Below are 17,455 nucleotides of genomic sequence, written 5' to 3' on the forward strand. Positions count from 1 at the left end.
CATGTACGCCTGGCTCTGGCGCAAGCTGCCCGGCCGCCCGCGCACCCGGGCCCTGACGGCCCTCGTCCTGGCCGGTCTGGCGGTGGCCGTACTCTGGTATGTCGTGTTCCCGCTCCTGGAGCCCGTGGTGACGCTGGACGAGGTGACCGTAGAGAAATGAGCCGCGTGCTGGTCGTGGACAACCACGACAGCTTCGTGCACACCATCGTCCAGTACCTGCGCGAGCTGGGCGCCGACTGCGACGTGCGCCCACGCGACGACGTACGCGTCCACGACGCCGACGGCTTCGACGGCGTGCTGATCAGCCCCGGCCCCGGCACCCCCGAGGCGGCCGGCGTGAGCGTCCCCCTCGTCCACCACGCGGCCGGCAGACGCCTGCCGCTGCTCGGCGTCTGCCTCGGCCACCAGGCCATCGCCATCGCGTACGGCGCCACCGTGACCCGCGCCCCCGAGCTCTTCCACGGCCGGACCAGCGCCATCGCCCACGACGGGCAGGGCGTGTTCGAGACGCTGCCCTCACCCGTGCGGATGACCCGCTACCACTCGCTGGCCGTGCTGCCCGACACGGTGCCGGCCGCGCTCGACGTGACCGCGCGCACGGAGGACGGCGTCATCATGGGCCTGCGGCACCGTGAGGCCCCGATAGAGGGCATCCAGTTCCACCCCGAGTCCGTGCTGTCGGAGCACGGTCACCGCCTGCTCCGGAATTGGCTGTGCGGAATCGTGTAACGAACCTCTCGCCCGGAGCGAGGTACAAGTGAGCGTCCCCGCCGTTGCCCCCGAGCGGCGGGGGCGCTCTTTTTCGTGCGCCCTGGGCTTCGGCGCCACCCAGCCTTCGCGCCGCACCCAGCCTCCATCTCGCGCACGGCTTTCATGCCAGGCACAGCCTTCATGCCACGCACAGCCGCACGGCCGAAGGGCCGCCCTCCCCCTCGTCGGGGAAGAGCGGCCCTTGGCGCGTACGCGGGACCTCAGCCGTTCAGGCCGCCGCCGAGGCCGTCGTCGCCGGTGTCACCGTCGCTCGGAGGCTCGTCCTGGTCCGGGAAACCGTCGCTCGGCTGCTCGTCCGTCGGGACCTCGTCCGTCGGCACCTCGTCGGTGGGCGGCGGCGCGCTCTCCTCGGGACCGGTGGACACCACGATCGTGACCGTCGTGTTCGCCGGATACTTGGCGCCCTCACCCGGGTTCTGCTGCACGACCGTGCCCTCGGGCACGTCGTTGCTGGGCTGCGGGTTGACCTTGACCTTGAAGCCCGAGGACTTGAGCTGCGCGGTGGCGTCGGCCTGGGTGAGGCCGATCACGCTGGGCACCTCGCCGAGCTCCTTCGGGATGAAGAGCGTGACCGTGCCGTTGAGCTCGACCGAGGCTCCGGCCTTCGGGTCGGTCGCGATGACCGTGTTCTGTGGCCTGGTCGAGTTTCTCGTCTTGATGACGGCGCGCAGCTTGGCCTCGGTGAGGATCGCCTCGGCGTCCTCCTTGGACTTGCCGATGAGACCGTCGGGGACCTTCACCTTCTCCGTGCCCTTGGACACGATGAGCTTGACGCCCGACTCCTTCTCGACCTTGGTGCCCTCGGCCGGCTCCGTGGCGATGACGGCGCCCTTCTCGACCTCCGAGCTGAACTTCTGCTCCACCGTGACGGTCAGCCCGAGTTTCTCCAGCTCGCCCTTGGCGTAGGAGCCCTCTTGGGAGGCGAGCGACGGAATCGTGACCGTCGTGTCGGACGGGGAGTCCTTGCCGGCGAACACCACGTAGCCGACCGTGATGAAGCCGCCGATGATGAGCAGCGGAATGATGATCCACAACGCGGTCTTGAGCACGGTGTTGCCGCCGCCGCTATTCGCCCGGCGCCGGCCGCCGCCACGACCGCCCTCGTCGTACTGGTAGTCGGGGATCGCGCCCGTGCGCTGCGTGGCCGGGCCGCCGGCCGTCTGGGTCGCGGTCATCATCCGCGTGCCCTGGTAGTTGCTCATCGCCATCGTCTGGGCGTCGACCGGCATGCCGGACATCGCGCGCTGGATGTCGGCCCGCATCTCGCCGGCGTTCTGGTAGCGGTGCGCCGGGTCCTTGGCCATGGCCTTGAGCACGATCGCGTCGGCCCACGCCGGGATCTCGGGGTCGATCTGCGACGGCGGGATGGGCTCCTCGCGCACGTGCTGGTAGGCGATGGCCACCGGGGAGTCGCCGGTGAACGGCGGCTGGCCGGTGAGCAGCTCGTACAGCAGGCAGCCGGTGGAGTAGATGTCGCTGCGCGCGTCGACCCGCTCGCCGCGCGCCTGCTCGGGCGACAGGTATTGGGCGGTGCCGATCACCTGGGCCGTCTGCGTCATCGTGGCCGCGGAGTCGGCCATGGCGCGCGCGATGCCGAAGTCCATCACCTTGACGTCGCCGGCGCGCGTGATCATGACGTTGGCCGGCTTGATGTCGCGGTGCACGATGCCGCCGCGGTGGCTGTAGTCGAGGGCACGCAGGATGCCGTCGACCAGCTCGACCGCGCGCTCGGGCAGCAGCCGCCGGTCCTGGCGCAGCAGGTCGCGCAGCGTCCGGCCGTCGACGTACTCCATCACGATGTACGGCACGGGGGTGCCGTCGGTGGAGTCTTCGCCGGTGTCGTAGACCGCGACGACGGCCGGGTGGTTGAGTGAGGCCGCCGACTGCGCCTCACGGCGGAAGCGGGCCTGGAAGGTGTGGTCGCGCGCCAGGTCGGAGCGGAGGGTTTTGATCGCGACTATGCGGTCCAGCCGGATGTCTCGGGCGCGATACACCTCGGCCATGCCGCCGCGCCCGACGACACCGTCGAGCTCGTAGCGACCTCCGAGTAGCCGAGGCTGAGTCATTTCCTGCACTGTCCCTTACCGTTCATCTTGGGTACCGGCCGGCTCGGGGGGCCGCCGGTGTCCATCATCGACCCCGTAGCGCATCACGTCTCCTCTTTGGGCGGGTTTGTTTCACCCGGGTCCGGCGAGGCGGTGGGTGTCGGACTTGTCGGTGTATCTGTGGGCGTTGGGGTCGGGGTGGGCTTAGGGGTAGGGGTGGTCCGGGTCGGTTTCGGCGTCGGCTTCTTGGTACTAGGAGCCGTCTTGCTTACCGTAGCCGAAGGTGAGGCTATAGGCCTCTGCGTCTTCGTCGGAACCACCGTGGGCCGGTGTGTGCGCGGTTTCGTCTTCGACGGTTTGACCCGCGGGGGCGAGGGCGCCTTCGTCGTCACGTGTGCCGTCGCCGACGGCTCGGCCACCTCGGGCGGCGCCGGCGGCTGCCGGTTGGCGAAGGAGATCGCCGTCAGCCCCACCGCCGCCGCGCAACCCGCCGCGGCGACCAGTGCCAGCGTCCTGGCGCCCCTCCTGCGGCCGCCAGGACGCTCCTGCATCGTCGCGGCCGGTTCGAGGTTGTCGGTCGCCCGCTCGTCCTCGGGGGCCGGCTCGCGTACGCGGAAGCCCCCCGGGTCGGTCAGCATGCTGAGCTCGGCGCCCTGCGCCACGCTGGCCAGCGACTCGCGCAGCACGTAGGCGCGGTCGGCCAGCTCCAGAGCGGTCGCGGGACGCTGCGCCGGCTCCTTGGCCAGCAGCGACATGACCAGCTCACGCACCGGCGCCGGCACGTCGACCCCGAGCGGCGGCGGCTGCTCGTTGAGGTGCAGCAGCGCGATCGCCACCTGGCTGTCGGCCCGGAACGGCGTGCGCCCCGCCAGGCACTCGTAGGCCACCACGCCCAGCGAGTAGAGGTCGGTCGACGGCGTGAGCGCGAAGCCCTGCGCCTGCTCGGGGCTGACGTACTGGGCCGTGCCGAGCACGGTGCCCGTCTGCGTCACCGGCGCCGCCTCCAGTGCGCGCGCGATGCCGAAGTCGGTCACCTTGATCGTGCCCTCGGGCGTGACCAGCAGGTTGCCAGGCTTGATGTCGCGGTGGATGATCCCGGCCGAGTGCGCCGCGTGCAGCGCCTTGGCCGTCTGGTGCACGACGTCGAGGGTCACCTCGGGCCCGATGGCGCCGTTGCGCGCCAGGATGGCCGACAGCGGCTCCCCGTGCACCAGCTCCATCACGAGGTAGGCCAGGTCGTCCTGCTCGCCGTAGTCGAAGATCTGCGCCACACCCGGGTCGGCCAGCGCCGCGGTGATGCGCGCCTCGTTGCGGAAGCGCTCGCGGAAGGTGAGGTCGGCGTAGATGTGGCTGCGCAGGATCTTCACCGCCACCTCGCGGCCCAGCAGCTCGTCGCGGGCACGCCAGACCTCTCCCATACCGCCGGTGGCGATGCGGGAGAGCAGCAGATAGCGGTTACGGAGCCGCATGATGCAGCAGGTTACCGTCACTCACTTGTTCAGCACCGCCTCCAGCACAGCCTTTGCGATCGGCGCGGCGGTGTGACCGCCGGTCGCCTCCGCGCCGACCGAGGCGGCTCCGGACTCGACGATGACGGCCAGAGCCACCTTCGGGTCCTCCGCGGGCGCGAAGGAGATGAACCAGGCGTGCGGAGGCTTTCCGTCACTGGTCTCCGCGGTGCCCGTCTTGCCCGCTACTTGGACGCCCGGCACCTGCGCCAGGTTGGCCGTGCCGTTGGAGACGACGCTCACCATCATGTCGCGCAGCTTGCCCGCCGTCTCGGAGCTGACGGCGGTGGTCAGCTCCTTGGGGTCGGCCGCGTCGAGCTCGTCGCCCTTGGAATCGGTGATCTTGTTGACGAGGTACGGCTTCATCACGGTGCCGTCGTTGGCGATGCCCGCGGCGATCATGGCCATCTGCAGCGGCGTCATCCGGTTGCTGCGCTGCCCGATGGAGGCCATGGCCACGGCCGCCTGGTCTTCCTTCGGCCCGAAGTCGCTCTTGGCCACCGGCATCGGCACGGCGATCGGCTCGCCCATGCCGAACTTCTCGGTCTGCTCCTTCATCTTGTCGTAGCCCAGCTCCATACCGATCGAGCCGAACGGCGTGTTGCAGGACTTCTCCAGCGCGTAGACCAGGGTGACCTGGCCGCTGCCGCAGGCCGCGCCGCCGTAGTTGGGCAGGCTGATGTTCGTGTTGGGCAGCGGCAGCCGCTGCGGGGCCTCCACGGTCGTGTCGGGGCCGCGCGAGGAGTCGTCCTCCAGGTACGCCGCCGTCGTCACCACCTTGAACGTCGAGCCCGGCGCGTACGTCTGGCCGATGGTCCGGTTGAGCAGCGGCTGGTCCTTGGCCTTGGCCAGCTCGTCGTAGCGGGAGAACACCTTGCCCTTGTCGGTGCCCGACAGCTCGGTGGGGTCGTAGGTGGGCAGGGAGACCATCGCCAGGATGCCGCCGGTCTTCGGGTCGAGCGCGACCAGCGCGCCGCGCTTGCCGCTCTGCCGCAGCGCGTCGTAGGCCGCCTTCTGCGCCTTCGGGTTGATCGTCAGATCGACGTTGGCGCCTCTGGTGGGCTCGCCCGTGAACAGGTCGATGCTCCGCCGCAGCAGCAGGTCGGCGCTGGAGCCGTCGAGCAGCTTGTTCTCGGTCGACTCGATCGCGTCGGCGCTCTCGGGGGAGAAGAAGCCGGTGACGTGGGCGTAGAGCTTCGCGTCAGGATATTTCCTGACGAAGCGGAACTCCTTGTTGCCGGTGTCGACCGACTGGGCGATCACCTTGCCGCCGGCCGTGATGCGGCCCCGCTCGATCGCGTACCGCTCGAAGAAGTTGCGCCGGTTACGGGCGTCGCTCTGCAGGTTCTCCGCACGCACGGCCTGGATGATGTTCACGTTGACCATCAGGAGCGCGAACATGGCCAGACAGGCCACGGCCGCGCGCTTCAATGTCCGGTTCATCGCTGGAACACCTGCGTCAGTCCTTCGTTCTGGATCGCCTGGGGCGGGGGCCTGCGCGCCGCGTCTGACATGCGTACCAGGAGCGCGATAAGGATCCAGTTAGCCAGCAGCGCCGAGCCGCCCTGCGACATGAACGGCGTCACCAGGCCGGTCAGGGGGATCAGGTTCGTCACGCCGCCGACGATGATGAAGACCTGCCAGGCCAGGATGAACGACAGGCCGCCCGCCAGCAGCTTCGAGAACGGGTCGCGGGCCGCGAGCGACGTGCGCAGGCCCCGCTGCACCAGCAGCGCGTAGAGCATGAGCAGGGCCATCAGGCCGGTCAGACCCAGCTCCTCGCCGGTCGCGGCGAAGATGAAGTCGGAGAAGCTCAGCGGGATCAGGTAGGGGTGCCCCTGGCCGAGCCCCGTGCCGAGGATGCCGCCCGCGCCGAAGCCGTAGAGCCCCTGCATGATCTGGAAGCTCTTGCCGCACATCGAGTCGCCGGGCGGGCTGGTCTGGCAGATGTCGGCGTTGCCGTAGTAGACGTCGTTCGCCGGGTCGAGCCAGGAGTCGAAGCGGGCCCCCACGTGGTCGAAGACCTGCCCCGCGAGGAACGCGCCGCCGACGAACAGCAGGATGCCGATCAGCACCCACGAGGTGCGCTGGGTGGCGATGTAGAGCATCGCGATGAACGTGCCGAACAGCAGCAGCGAGGTGCCCAGGTCCTTCTCGAACACCAGGACCAGCAGGCTCAGCACCCACGTCGCGAGCACCGGACCGAGGTCTCTGGCCCGCGGCAGGTCGATGAAGAGCAGCCGCCGCCCGGCCAGCGCCAGCACGTCGCGCTTGGCCACCAGGTAACCGGCGAAGAAGACCACCAGCGCCAGCTTGGCGAACTCGCCCGGCTGGATGGAGAAGCCGCCGATCCTGATCCAGATCTTCGCGCCCTGCACCTCGCTCAGGCTGGCCGGCAGCAGCGCGGGAATCGCCAGCAGCACCAGGCCCACCGCGCCCGCCGTGTACGTCAGGCGCTGCAGCATGCGATGGTCACGCAGCACGACCAGCGTGATCGAGAACATGACGACACCGAGCGCGGTCCACATGATCTGGCTGTTGGTGGAGGCGCCGCCCATCTTGGCCGCCTCCAACCGGTAGATCATCACCAGGCCGAGCCCGTTGATCAGCGTCACCAGCGGCAGGATCAGCGGATCGGCCCACGGCGCGAACTTGGCCAGGACCAGGTAGGCGGCCAGCATCAGGGCGCCGAGCCCGAGCCCGTAGGCGAGCATGCCGGCGGGGATCTGGCCGTCGACGGCCAGGCCCACGTTGGCATAGGCGCCCATGATGATCACAACCGCCAGGGCGAGCATGGCCAACTGGGCCACGCGCCGCTTGGCGGGCATCGCTACGGGGGTGACGGCGACTTCGCTCATCTATCGCTGTTTCGTCTTGGTGGCGGAGGCGGTGGGAGTCGGGCTCTCACTCGCCTCAGGTGGGGGTTCCTCGTTGTCCTTCTGCTCTTCGGTGAACTTCAAACCGTTGATCTTCGTGATGCCTTCGGCCTCGGTGGTGACGGGGATGCCACCCTTGATCAGTGCCTGGTCAGCCTCGGACAGCTGGGAGATCTTCCTGCCAGTGGCCTTGGAGACGTGAAAGAGCGGGAAGGGGCCCAGCTCCTTCTGTATCCCCTGGAACACGACCACCTCGTCGCCCCTAGCGCCGACGAAGAACTGGTCCTGAGTCCACTGATATCCAAAGTAACCGCCGACGCTCACCGCGACGACGCCTACACCGAGCACGGTGACCAGCACGGGCCACACCCGACGACGTTTTCGGGTGCGCCGGGGCGCCGCCTCGGCGACCGGCTCCTCGAACGCGTCATCGGTGAGCACCGGCTGGGGTGCGGTCACCGCGCCGGGTCGCCCCGGCGAAGTGTCCTGCGGACTTCCGTGCAGCCTGGTCATGCCCGCGGCGCCGACCACTGCGGCCTCCACGGGCACCTGCTGCCCGTCGGTGATCTCCAGCACGTCGGCCAGAACGCAGGTGATGTTGTCAGGCCCGCCACCCCGGTTCGCCAGATCGATGAGCTGGCGGACGACCTCTTCAGGATCGTCGATGTTGGTGAGCGTGGCGTGCATCGTCTCCGCGCTCACCACCCCGGAAAGGCCGTCGGAGCACAGCAGGTAACGATCGCCTATCTGCGCCTCGCGCAGCGTGAGGTCCGGATCGACCTCGCCACTGCCGTCGAGAGCGCGCAGCAGGATCGAACGCTGCGGATGAGTGGCCGCCTCTTCCGGCGTGATGCGCCCGTCGTCCACGAGCTGCTGCACCAGCGTGTGGTCATGGGTGATCTGGTACAGCTCACCACGTCTCAGCAGATAGGCGCGCGAGTCGCCCACATGGACCAGAGCGACCTGGGTGCCGTGCCAGAGCATGGCCGTGAGAGTCGTGCCCATGCCTTTGAGGCTGGGATCCCGCCCTACCATCTCGTGCAGCTTGCGATTGGCGTCGCGTACCGCGGCCTCGATGGCGTTGAGCAGGTCACCCCCCTGTTGGGCCTCGTCAAGAGAGGCCATGGCGGCGATGGCGACTGAGCTCGCCACCTCGCCGTGTGCGTGCCCGCCCATGCCGTCGGCGACGGCGAGCAGGCGGCCGCTAGCGTACGCCGAGTCCTCGTTTCCTTCGCGGAGGAGGCCGACGTCCGAGCGGGCGGCGTAGCGGAGTGCGATGGTCATTTGCGCAATTCAATGACTGTCTTGCCGACGCGGATCGGAACACCGAGCGGCACCGGGGTCGGGCGGGTGACTTTCGAGCGGTCGAGATACGTGCCGTTGGTGGACCCAAGATCTTCCACGATCCATTGACCGTCCTGAGGGAAGAGCCGGGCATGCCGGCTGGAAGCGTAGTCGTCGGTGACTACCAGCGTGGCGTCATTCGCCCGGCCAATGGTGATGGGCGTCTCCGTGAGAGTGATGGTGGTGCCTTGGAGGGGGCCACCGGTGACGATGAGCTGGCGTGGCTCGCCCTTCTTGCTCTTGGGCTTCGCCACGGGTTTGGCGGGTTTCGCGGCTTTGAGTGCACCTGCGGTGGCCGTGCGTGAACCGAACAAGTCAGTCCGGATCACGCCGACTGCGGCAATGACGAAGAACCACAGCACCGCCAGGAATGCGAGCCGGATCAGCAGCAGCGTGAGCTCGGACATGGACCGTCTGTCTACCCCTAATCGCGCCGGAACACCAGAGTCGTACGCCCCAGAGTCACTCGCGTGCCGTTCTGAAGCTCGATCCTGCGTACCGGCTGGCCATTGACGAAAGTGCCGTTCGTCGATCCGAGATCCACGAGGGCCACCAGCTGGCCCTCGACACGTAGCTCCGCATGATGCCGAGAGACGCCCGGATCGACTAGACGAAGATCGCAGTCCGTGCCCCTGCCGAGCAAGGTCACCGGAGTGGTGAGCTCGTAAGAGCGGTCACCCTGCGGATCGTCCTGGGTGGACACGAGCAGCCGAGGCCGCCCGTTGAACGCGTGCGGCCTCGACGGAGGCAGGTCGCTCGCCGGCTGGCGAATCTCGTCCTGCTCCACCGTCGCACCGCGGATGACCCCAGACCGGATGCGGAACAAGCCCACAGCCAGATCGCCTGCGGTTTCGAAACGGACCCGGACCGGTCCCACGAAAGAGTAGCCCTGTTCTTTGGCGTACTCCCTGGCGAGGTTGGCCAGCTCGTGGCTGATGCTGTCGGCGTAGACCTCAAGCCGTTCGCTGTCGGTCGTGGACAACTCAACCACGAAGTCGTTGGGCACGAGCGTGCGACCTTGGGCGACGATCGCCGCACGCTCATCCATCTCCCGCTGAACCGCGCTGGCGACCTCGACCGGCTGAAGGTCAGATTTGAACGCCCGCGCAAAGGCTCCCTCAACCAAGCCTTCGAGCCTTCGCTCGAAGCGCTGAAGGACTCCCACCGGGTACCTCCCTTCCTCCGTGCATATGATCGCGGCCCCCAGACGCTCCGGCGCCCGGTTTCCGCTCGTTCCCACGTCACGGCCTTCCAGACGCTCATCGGCTGTCGCGCCCAGCTCCTCCGCTCCCGTGTCTTATGCGATCGTATCCGGGTTCAGTACCAGTGGCTGTTCCGTGCTACTGTTCTTTCCGCACCCACAAGGGCGGGTGGCGGAACGGCAGACGCGCACGGTTCAGGTCCGTGTGTCCGAAAGGACGTGAGGGTTCAAATCCCTCCTCGCCCACTCGGTGACTGGGGATCCTTGGTCGCCGACCTCGCGGTCGGCTTTCCTCGGGTCCCCTCGTCATGTCTGACCGGAGGGTAACCCCCGGACCCCCAGCGTTTCCGCTTTGCTCCTGGGGCCGGAGGCCCCAGACCCCCGGCACAACCCTGTTGGGGTTTCCGATTGGGTGATTCTCTTCCCTTGTCGGGTTCTGCTGGTCGTTCCTGGGTTCTTGCTTCGGTTTCTGGCCTTATGGGTGCTTTGGCGTTGATGCCGTGGCCCCCCTCTTGGCGTCTTCGTCTATGTGCCGGTTGCCGGCTGGCTTCACCACCTTGGCGAAGGTTGGGGAGGGTGGCAAGAGGGTGCGTCTTTCTTTTCTGGCACCTGTTGGTAACGGCTGTGGGCGCCTTCGGAGCTTGAGCCCGGGTGGTTGCAAGGTGGTTTCTGGTTGCTTGCTGCCACCCGGGCACTTTGTGGGTTAGGTCACAATTAAGCGGCTCTGGTGTCCAGGAGTTCGCCCACCAGGTCGGTGAGGCTGACCATTCCTATGACGGTTCCCTCTTGGTTCGTTACCAAGGCCAGGTGGGATCGGCGCTCCTGGAGGATGGTCACCGCCTCCGGGACCTGGGTGGTGCAGGGGAGTTTGGGCAGGGGTCTGGCCAGGTCGCTCGCTGTGCTCGACGGCGCCAGGAGAGCGTCTCTTACGTGGAGTGCGTGGTCTATGCCTGTGGGGCTCTCCACCAGGAGGCGGAGGTGGGCGCTGCCTGCTGCCGTTTTTCTGATTTCGGCTGCTGTCGCCGTGGCCTTGACCTTGATGGCCCTGTCTATGGGGACCATGAGGCGTTCTATGCCCTCGTCGTCCAGGCGTAGGGCTCTGGTGAGGAGGTCGTGTTCCGCTCGGTCCAGGAGGCCCATCCGGCCCGATTCGCCGACCAGCATGGCCAGTTGGCGAGGGGTTCTGGTCGTTGCCAGCTCGTTTCTTGGCTGGACGCCGAAGAGGTGCAGGATGAGGTTGGTCACCGCGTTCAGTGTTGAGAGCAGGGGGCGCATGGCGGTGGTGAAGGCTCTGAACGGGAAGGTGAGGATCAGGGCCGCGCGCTCCGGGTGGGTGAGGGCCCAGCTCTTCGGGGCCATCTCGCCCACCACCATGTGGAGGAAGGTGACCAGCGCCAGGGCCAGGGTGAGCGCGATGGGCAGCCTCATCGCCTCGGGAATGCCGACCGCCGCGAAGACCGGCTCCAGGTAGTGCTCGATCGCCGGCTCCGTCACCTGGCCGAGGCCCAGGGTGCAGAGGGTGATGCCCAGCTGGGCGCCGGCGAGCATGAGGGACAGCTGGCGGCTGCCGCCCGCCGCCGACTTGGCCGCCAGCCTGACCAGGCGGTTGCCGCCCGTCGCCATCTCCTCAAGGCGGTGGCGTCTTGAGGAGACGAAGGCGAACTCCGCGGCCACGAACAGGGCGTTGAGGGCCAGCAGCGCGAGGCTGAGAATGATCATGGTCATCGGCGGGTCGCCTCCGCGTGCTGGATGGGAGTCAGGCGCACCCATTCGGGCACCCGGCGGTTCAGCGACATGACCGTGAGCTCGGCCTGGTGCTCCTGGTCCTCTTCCGCGAACGGATCCGCGTTGTCGGGCGTGATCGGCACCGTGACCGTGTCGCCCGGGTTCGGCATCCGGCCCAGCCGGGCCAGCACCAGGCCGGCGAGGGTGTCGTAGTCGTCGCTCTCGGGCAGCGAGAGGCCCGTCGCGCGTTCGACCTCGTCGAGCCGGAGGGTGCCCGGCACCTCCCAGACGCCGCCCGGCTGCTCCACCACTCCGGCGGGCTCCGGGTCGTTCTCGTCGACCAGCTCGCCCACCAGCTCCTCCGCCAGGTCCTCGACCGTGATGACGCCGGCCAGGCCGCCGTACTCGTCGATGACGAGGGCGATGTCGTCCTTCGCCACCCGCATCCGGTCGAGGACGGCGGGCAGCGGAACGGAGTCGGGCACCATGAGGGCGGGCCGGGTGATGCGGGCGATGTCGCCGGTCTCCAGGCCGGAGGCCAGCAGTTCGCGTACGCCCGTCACGCCCGCGACGTCGCCGTCCTCGCCCAGCACCGGATAGCGGGAGTGGCCACAGGTGCGCATGGCGTCGAGCAGGTCGGAGATGGGCTGTGAGCTGCGCAGGGCCACCACCCTGGGGCGGGGGACCATGATCTCCTCGGCGGTGCGGTCACCGAACTCCAGGGCCCGCTCCAGCAGGTCCGACAGCCGCGGCGGCAGCTCGCCCGCCTGCGTCGACTCCGCGATGATGCGGGAGAGCTCCTCGGGGGTGGCGCCGTGTTCCACCTCCTCCACCGGCTCGATGCCGACCCGCTTGAGCAGGCCCGTGGCGGCGGAGTCGAACAGCTTGACCACCGGGCCCACGACGGCGAGATACGCCAGCGTCGATCCGGCCAGGAACTTGGCCACCGGCTCCGGCCTGGCGATGCCCAGGTTCTTCGGGGCCAGCTCGCCGAAGACCATCTGCACGACCGTCGCCACGAAGACGCCCGCGGCCACGGAGAGGCCCGTGATCATGGCCTCGGGCAGGCCCGCGTCGGTCAGCCACGGCCGTACGATGACGGCGATCGCGGGCTCGGCCAGGAAGCCGACCAGCAGCGCCGTCACCGTGATGCCCAGCTGGGCGCCGGAGAGCATGAAGGACAAGCGGGAGGTCACTTGCAGCGCCTTCTCGGCGGCGGCGTCGCCGGCGGCGGCCTGCTCACGCAGCAGGGAGCGGTCGGCGGCGACGAAGGCGAACTCCTGGGCGACGAAATAGCCGGTCGCGGCGGTGAGGAGCATGAGGGCCAGTAGCCCGAGATAGGCGCTCACCGGAGTGAGCCCTCAGGGGAACCCGTGCCTGAGCACGGGCGAAGATCCCACGGGTCCGGATCGGACACGATCATCCCTTCGATAGACATCGTCCATAACCGTAACGACGCTGTCGGCGTCTATGTTTCCGCAGTGACTCTCAGCTAGTTCCGCGTACTTTTCCGTGGGAAAACCTTGCCGGAACGTCTTCACTGCTGAGGGGTTCGACGTAGCGTTTATGACAAAGCGAAGGGAAGTAGGCGAAGTGACTGAGGACGACCGTACGCGGGCGATGCGCTCACCAGGCGACGGCCGCCCGCTGCCACCACGGCCCGGTGACGTGCCGCGTTCCGGTGGCGCGCCCGCGCATCGCATGCCCGGGGCGGGCCCAGGAGGGCCCGCTGGAGGAGCCGCGGCGCCCACGCACAAGCTTCCCGTCGCCGGCTCCTCCGGGCCTCAGCCGGGGCCCCAGCCGGCCTCTCAGCCCGCATCCCAGGAGCCCCCTTCGCCGGGGTCGCGGTCGCGGGTCTACGGGCGTGAGCGGTCCGGCCGGAGCCCGGTCAAACCGTTCGGGTCGCGGAGCGAGTCCGGCGAGTCCGGCGAGCAGGCGCCGAGAAGGCCGCGCAGGAAGATCTCCTGGAAGCTCATCGCAGGGGGCGTGGCCGGGTTACTGGTTCTGCTGCTGGTGGCCGCGATCGGCATGTTCTTCTACATCGACTCCCGGCTGGCCGGCATCGACGGCGTGCTCGACGACTACGAGGGGCGCCCGGCCGACACCCCCGGCACCAACTGGCTGCTGGTGGGCTCCGACAGCCGCAAGGGGCTGAGCGCGGCCCAGCGCAAGAAGCTCGCCACCGGGCGGGCCGCCGGGCAGCGCACCGACTCGATGATGCTGCTGCACATCCCCGAGGGCAGCGACAAGCCGACGCTGGTCAGCCTGCCGCGCGACTCCGCCGTCACCATCCCGGGCAAGGGCCGCGACAAGCTCAACTCGGCGTACGCGCTGGGCGGGCCCAAGCTGCTGGTCCGCACCGTGGAGACGGTGACGGGGGTGCACGTCGACAACTACATGGAGATCGGATTCGCGGGCTTCGTGGACATCGTGGACGCCGTCGGCGGCGTCGAGATCAACGTACGCGCGGCCGTCAACGACCCCAAGGCGGGGCTCAAGCTGAAGAAGGGCCCTCAGGTGCTCACCGGCTCCCAGGCCCTCGGCTACGTACGCACCCGCAAGGGCGGCGCGCTGCCCGACTTCGAGCGCACCAAGCGGCAGCGGCAGTTCCTCGGCGCGGTCGTGAAGAAGGCCGCCAGCCCCGGCGTGCTGCTCAACCCGTTCACCGCCATCCCGCTGGCGTTGAGCGCCACCGACGCGGTCGAGGTCGATTCCGGCACGGGGGCCTTCAACCTGCTCTCCCTGGGGCTGGCCATGGGCGACAGCCCGGTGACCACGGTGGTGCCGTTCGGCGGCAACGAGGCGGTCCCGAGCGGCGGCACGGCCGTCAAGTGGGATCGCACCAAGGCGCTGGCGCTGTTCAACGCGCTGAAGGAGGACAAGCCGGTGCCGAAGGAGATCGTGGACGCCGGATGAGCCCCCGTCAGGGGCCCGCGTTTCGCGACTAACCTCCTGACCATGAGCATTTCCGACAAGCTTCATGCCATCGGGCGACCCCTGCTCCAGGACCAGCTCGCGCATCCGACCGTGGCCGGGATCGGGCGTGGCGACCTGCCGGAGCAGGTGTTCCGGTCGTGGCTGGAGCAGGACTACCTGTTCCTGCTGGACTATGTACGGGTCTTCGCCCGGCTGGCCTGGCAGGCGCCCGACGGGCATCTCGGCGACCTGGTGGATCTGGCGCACGCCACCTACCACGACGAGCTGAGCCTGCACCGGTCGATGTCGGCGGGATTCGGGGCCGATCTGGAGGGGGCGGTGAAGGGCCCCGCGTGCGCGGCGTACACGGCGTTCCTGCTGGAGTCGGCGGCGTCGTACGGTGAGGGGCTGGTGGCCCTTTATCCGTGCATGTGGGGATATTCGAGTCTCGGGCGGATATTGGCGGAGAATCCGCCTGCTGAGCCGAGATATCGGGCCTGGGTGGACACGTACGCGGACCCGGGGTTCGTGACGCTGACCGAGCGCGTCGCGAGCATGATCGACGAAGTGGATCCGGAGCCTGCGCGGGCGGAGGCCCTGTTCAGGGCGGGGATGGCGCACGAACTGGCCTTCTGGGACGTGCCGTAGAACAGTCGGTGGCGCGTCGTAGTCTGGGGGCATGCCCGAACTTCCCGAGGTGGAGTCCCTCACCCACTTCCTGCGCGAGCGGGCGGTGGGCCGCACGGTCCTGGGGGTCGACGTGGTCGCCTTCCAGGCGCTCAAGACGTTCGATCCGCCGGTCGGCGCGCTCGGCGGGCTGACCGTCACCGGCGTGACCAGGCACGGCAAGTTCCTCGACCTCGACTGCGACGGTCTCCATCTGGTCATCCATCTCGCCCGCGCGGGGTGGCTGCGCTGGCGCGACGACCTGTCGGGGGCCAAGCCGGTGCGGCCGGGCAAGGGGCCGCTGGCCGTGCGGGTGCGGCTGGCGCCCGACGACGAGGGCCTGGCGCCGGGGTTCGAGCTGACCGAGGCGGGGACGCAGAAGCGTCTCGCCGTCTATGTCACGAAAAATCCGGACCAAGTGCCCGGCGTCGCCGCCCTCGGCCCCGACCCCCTCGCCGACTCCTTCACGGTCGAGGCGCTCAAGCGTATCGTGAGCGGCAACCGCACCCAGATCAAGGGGCTGCTGCGCGACCAGAAGGTCATCGCCGGCATCGGCAACGCCTACTCCGACGAGGTGCTGCACGCCGCCAGGATGTCCCCGTTCAAGATCGCCGCGAGTCTGACGGACGCGCAGATCGCCGACCTGCACGAGGCCATCGTCACCACGCTGGCCGACGCGGTCGAGCGGGCCCACGGGCTGGCGGCCAAGGATCTGAAGGCGGAGAAGAAGTCGGGGCTGCGCGTGCACAACCGGGCGGGGCAGCCGTGCGACGTGTGCGGCGACACGATCAGGGAGGTCTCGTTCGCCGACTCCTCGCTCCAGTACTGCCCCACGTGCCAGACGGGCGGCAAGCCGCTGGCCGACCGCCGCCTGTCCAAACTTCTCAAATAGCCGCTCGGGCCGCCGGTTCGGACCGGCCCCGTCCTGGCCGTGTGCTTCAATGGCTTCACGCGGCGCTGAGTGCGCAGTCTCTCGTTCGCGTGCGCAGGCCGCTCACGGCGACGAGCGCGCCCAGCAGCGTGGCCGTGACGGGCACCAGCAGCGCCGTACGCATCGCGGCCAGCCCGGCCTCGGGATCCGTGGCTCCGCCCAGGGCGGCCACGTTGACCGCGGTCACCATCGACAGGCCCAGCGCCGCCCCGAACTGGAACGAGGAGTTGATCAGCCCGCCCGCCAGCCCCTGCTCGTGCTCGGCGACGCCGTCCGTGGCCACGATGGTCACCGGGCCGTAGACGAAGGCGAACATCAGGCCGATGAGCAGCATGGAGGGCAGCATGGCCGCGTACGTCCAGTCGAGCCCCACCCCGAGGAACAGCGCGTAGGCCAGCAGGCCCGACAGCAGGCCGCCGAGCACGACCCTGGCGCTGCCGTACCGGTTGACCAGCCAGGGCGTGAGCACCGGAGCGAGCACCACGTCGATGGCCGCCGCCAGCAGGGCCAGGCCGGTCTGCACGGTCGACCACCCGCGCAGCTCCTGAAGGTAGAGCGTGACCAGGAACTGGAAGCCGAAGAACGAGGCCGTGAGCAGGGCGGCCATCAGGTTGGCCCGGATCAGCGGAGCCGAGCGCAGCAGACCGAGGCGGACGAGCGGACTGGCCGACCGGCGCTCGACGGCGGTGAACGCCGCCACCAGCGCGAGACCGCCGGCGAAGGCCGCCACCGTGAGGGGCCAGCCGTCGGCCGGGTGCTCAAGCCGTACGACGCCGTACGCCAGCAGCATCATCGCGCCCGTGATCGTCACCGCGCCCAGCACGTCGAACCCGCCGGCCGCCGGCCGGTGCTCCCTGGCCGGCTCCCTGATCAGGGGGACGGCGGCGATCAGGATGAGCAGCGACATCAGCACGGGCGCGAAGAACACCCAGCGCCAGCCGATCGCGGTCAGCAGCCCGCCGGCCACGAGCCCGAGGGCGAAGCCGCCCGCCGCCGTGCCCGCGTAGATGAGCAGCGCCTTGTTGCGCAGCCGGCCTTCGGGAAAGGTCGTGGTGATCAGCGAGAGCCCGGCCGGCGTCAGGAACGCGGCGGCCACCCCCGTGACGAACCTGGCCAGCAGCAGCACCCACCCCTCGTTCGCGAAACCGCCGAGCCCCGAGAAGACCAGGAACACCACCAGCCAGAGCAGGAACATCCGCCGCCGTCCCAGCAGGTCGGCCGCCCGGCCGCCGAGCAGCATGAAACCGCCGTAGCCGAGCACGTACGCGCTCACGACCCCGCTCAGCATGCCCGTGGACAGCCCCAGATCGGCCCTGATGGCCGGCAGGGCGATGTTCAGCATGGCCACGTCGATGCCCTCAAGGAAGATGGCGCCGCACAGAACGATCAGCGCGCCCCACGATCGGGCGGGAACAGACATCGCAAGACCCCCGGTTACTTCTTTGCATATCGGTTATCTCTTGTAACCGTTC

15 protein-coding genes and 1 tRNA gene are annotated in these 17,455 nt (G+C 68.9%); 6 read left to right on the forward strand and 10 right to left on the reverse strand.

The features are described 5' to 3' along the window. Position 1 precedes the first annotated feature (1 nt). Positions 2–160: a hypothetical protein gene (locus ABFX54_RS06095; protein WP_346102119.1), complete on the forward strand. Its 159-nt coding sequence runs from the start codon at positions 2–4 to the stop codon at positions 158–160. Further along, a complete protein-coding gene (locus tag ABFX54_RS06100; RefSeq protein WP_346102121.1) occupies positions 157–729 on the forward strand; it encodes an anthranilate synthase component II in 573 nt (190 codons plus the stop codon). The genes ABFX54_RS06095 and ABFX54_RS06100 overlap by 4 nt, the downstream gene beginning before the upstream one ends. 242 nt (positions 730–971) lie before the next feature. Here the strand turns inward: ABFX54_RS06100 and pknB are convergent, their stop codons facing one another. The 7 genes from pknB to ABFX54_RS06135 all read right to left on the reverse strand — a co-directional run bounded on the left by pknB (position 972) and on the right by ABFX54_RS06135 (position 9,709). Next, on the reverse strand, positions 972–2,837 hold the full coding sequence (pknB, locus tag ABFX54_RS06105) for a Stk1 family PASTA domain-containing Ser/Thr kinase (RefSeq protein WP_346102123.1): 1,866 nt from the start codon (positions 2,835–2,837) through the stop codon (positions 972–974). 83 nt (positions 2,838–2,920) lie between these two features. Next, the gene (locus ABFX54_RS06110; RefSeq protein ID WP_346102124.1) at positions 2,921–4,285 is read right to left on the reverse strand and encodes a serine/threonine-protein kinase; all 1,365 of its coding nucleotides are present in this window, start codon (positions 4,283–4,285) and stop codon (positions 2,921–2,923) included. Between the two features lie 21 nt (positions 4,286–4,306). Further along, positions 4,307–5,767 carry a peptidoglycan D,D-transpeptidase FtsI family protein gene (locus ABFX54_RS06115; RefSeq protein ID WP_346102126.1) on the reverse strand — a complete coding sequence of 487 codons (1,461 nt, stop codon included), beginning with the start codon at positions 5,765–5,767 and terminating at the stop codon, positions 4,307–4,309. Further along, the gene (locus ABFX54_RS06120) at positions 5,764–7,182 is read right to left on the reverse strand and encodes an FtsW/RodA/SpoVE family cell cycle protein (protein WP_346102128.1); all 1,419 of its coding nucleotides are present in this window, start codon (positions 7,180–7,182) and stop codon (positions 5,764–5,766) included. Before ABFX54_RS06120 ends, ABFX54_RS06115 begins: the two co-directional genes overlap by 4 nt. After that, positions 7,183–8,484: a Stp1/IreP family PP2C-type Ser/Thr phosphatase gene (locus tag ABFX54_RS06125; RefSeq protein WP_346102130.1), complete on the reverse strand. Its 1,302-nt coding sequence runs from the start codon at positions 8,482–8,484 to the stop codon at positions 7,183–7,185. Continuing rightward, complete coding sequence (locus ABFX54_RS06130) at positions 8,481–8,951, reverse strand: FHA domain-containing protein FhaB/FipA (RefSeq protein ID WP_346102131.1); 471 nt, start codon at positions 8,949–8,951, stop codon at positions 8,481–8,483. The genes ABFX54_RS06125 and ABFX54_RS06130 overlap by 4 nt, the downstream gene beginning before the upstream one ends. A gap of 17 nt (positions 8,952–8,968) precedes the next feature. Continuing rightward, entirely contained in the window at positions 8,969–9,709 is a 741-nt protein-coding gene (locus ABFX54_RS06135) for an FHA domain-containing protein (RefSeq protein ID WP_106247387.1), read from the reverse strand. A gap of 199 nt (positions 9,710–9,908) precedes the next feature. On the opposite strand from ABFX54_RS06135, the gene ABFX54_RS06140 reads away from it, so the two are divergent. Then, positions 9,909–9,991 (forward strand) — tRNA-Leu (locus tag ABFX54_RS06140). 468 nt (positions 9,992–10,459) lie between these two features. On the opposite strand, the gene ABFX54_RS06145 is transcribed toward ABFX54_RS06140, so the two are convergent. Both ABFX54_RS06145 and ABFX54_RS06150 read right to left on the reverse strand, forming a co-directional pair. Next, positions 10,460–11,470 (reverse strand): hemolysin family protein, encoded by a 1,011-nt coding sequence (locus tag ABFX54_RS06145; RefSeq protein WP_346102133.1) that lies wholly within the window; start codon positions 11,468–11,470, stop codon positions 10,460–10,462. Then, positions 11,467–12,819 carry a hemolysin family protein gene (locus ABFX54_RS06150; protein ID WP_346102135.1) on the reverse strand — a complete coding sequence of 451 codons (1,353 nt, stop codon included), beginning with the start codon at positions 12,817–12,819 and terminating at the stop codon, positions 11,467–11,469. The genes ABFX54_RS06145 and ABFX54_RS06150 overlap by 4 nt, the downstream gene beginning before the upstream one ends. A 637-nt stretch (positions 12,820–13,456) precedes the next feature. Here ABFX54_RS06150 and ABFX54_RS06155 point away from each other — a divergent pair. Genes ABFX54_RS06155 through ABFX54_RS06165 form a run of 3 tightly spaced genes read left to right on the forward strand, consistent with a single transcriptional unit; the run spans position 13,457 to position 15,944 of the window. Continuing rightward, positions 13,457–14,386, forward strand: a complete 930-nt coding sequence (locus tag ABFX54_RS06155) for an LCP family protein (protein ID WP_346102137.1) — start codon at positions 13,457–13,459, stop codon at positions 14,384–14,386. Positions 14,387–14,428: 42 nt separating this feature from the next. After that, complete coding sequence (locus tag ABFX54_RS06160) at positions 14,429–15,034, forward strand: TenA family protein (RefSeq protein ID WP_346102139.1); 606 nt, start codon at positions 14,429–14,431, stop codon at positions 15,032–15,034. A gap of 31 nt (positions 15,035–15,065) precedes the next feature. Then, complete coding sequence (locus ABFX54_RS06165; protein WP_346102140.1) at positions 15,066–15,944, forward strand: Fpg/Nei family DNA glycosylase; 879 nt, start codon at positions 15,066–15,068, stop codon at positions 15,942–15,944. 55 nt (positions 15,945–15,999) lie between these two features. Here ABFX54_RS06165 and ABFX54_RS06170 read toward each other — a convergent pair whose 3' ends face one another. Then, positions 16,000–17,403, reverse strand: a complete 1,404-nt coding sequence (locus tag ABFX54_RS06170; protein ID WP_346102142.1) for an MFS transporter — start codon at positions 17,401–17,403, stop codon at positions 16,000–16,002. Between the last annotated feature and the right edge of the window lie 52 nt (positions 17,404–17,455).

Origin of the sequence: Nonomuraea maheshkhaliensis (assembly GCF_039529435.1) — a bacterium.
In the GTDB taxonomy this organism is placed as follows: domain Bacteria; phylum Actinomycetota; class Actinomycetes; order Streptosporangiales; family Streptosporangiaceae; genus Nonomuraea; species Nonomuraea maheshkhaliensis.

Coding starts and splice junctions, on each gene's coding strand:
- ABFX54_RS06095 (WP_346102119.1), top strand. CDS start 2: ATGTACGCCTGGCTCTGGCGCAAGCTGCCCGGCCGCCCGCGCACCCGG.
- ABFX54_RS06100 (WP_346102121.1), top strand. CDS start 157: ATGAGCCGCGTGCTGGTCGTGGACAACCACGACAGCTTCGTGCACACC.
- pknB (WP_346102123.1), bottom strand. CDS start 2,837: ATGACTCAGCCTCGGCTACTCGGAGGTCGCTACGAGCTCGACGGTGTC.
- ABFX54_RS06110 (WP_346102124.1), bottom strand. CDS start 4,285: ATGCGGCTCCGTAACCGCTATCTGCTGCTCTCCCGCATCGCCACCGGC.
- ABFX54_RS06115 (WP_346102126.1), bottom strand. CDS start 5,767: ATGAACCGGACATTGAAGCGCGCGGCCGTGGCCTGTCTGGCCATGTTC.
- ABFX54_RS06120 (WP_346102128.1), bottom strand. CDS start 7,182: ATGAGCGAAGTCGCCGTCACCCCCGTAGCGATGCCCGCCAAGCGGCGC.
- ABFX54_RS06125 (WP_346102130.1), bottom strand. CDS start 8,484: ATGACCATCGCACTCCGCTACGCCGCCCGCTCGGACGTCGGCCTCCTC.
- ABFX54_RS06130 (WP_346102131.1), bottom strand. CDS start 8,951: ATGTCCGAGCTCACGCTGCTGCTGATCCGGCTCGCATTCCTGGCGGTG.
- ABFX54_RS06145 (WP_346102133.1), bottom strand. CDS start 11,470: ATGACCATGATCATTCTCAGCCTCGCGCTGCTGGCCCTCAACGCCCTG.
- ABFX54_RS06160 (WP_346102139.1), top strand. CDS start 14,429: ATGAGCATTTCCGACAAGCTTCATGCCATCGGGCGACCCCTGCTCCAG.
- ABFX54_RS06165 (WP_346102140.1), top strand. CDS start 15,066: ATGCCCGAACTTCCCGAGGTGGAGTCCCTCACCCACTTCCTGCGCGAG.
- ABFX54_RS06170 (WP_346102142.1), bottom strand. CDS start 17,403: ATGTCTGTTCCCGCCCGATCGTGGGGCGCGCTGATCGTTCTGTGCGGC.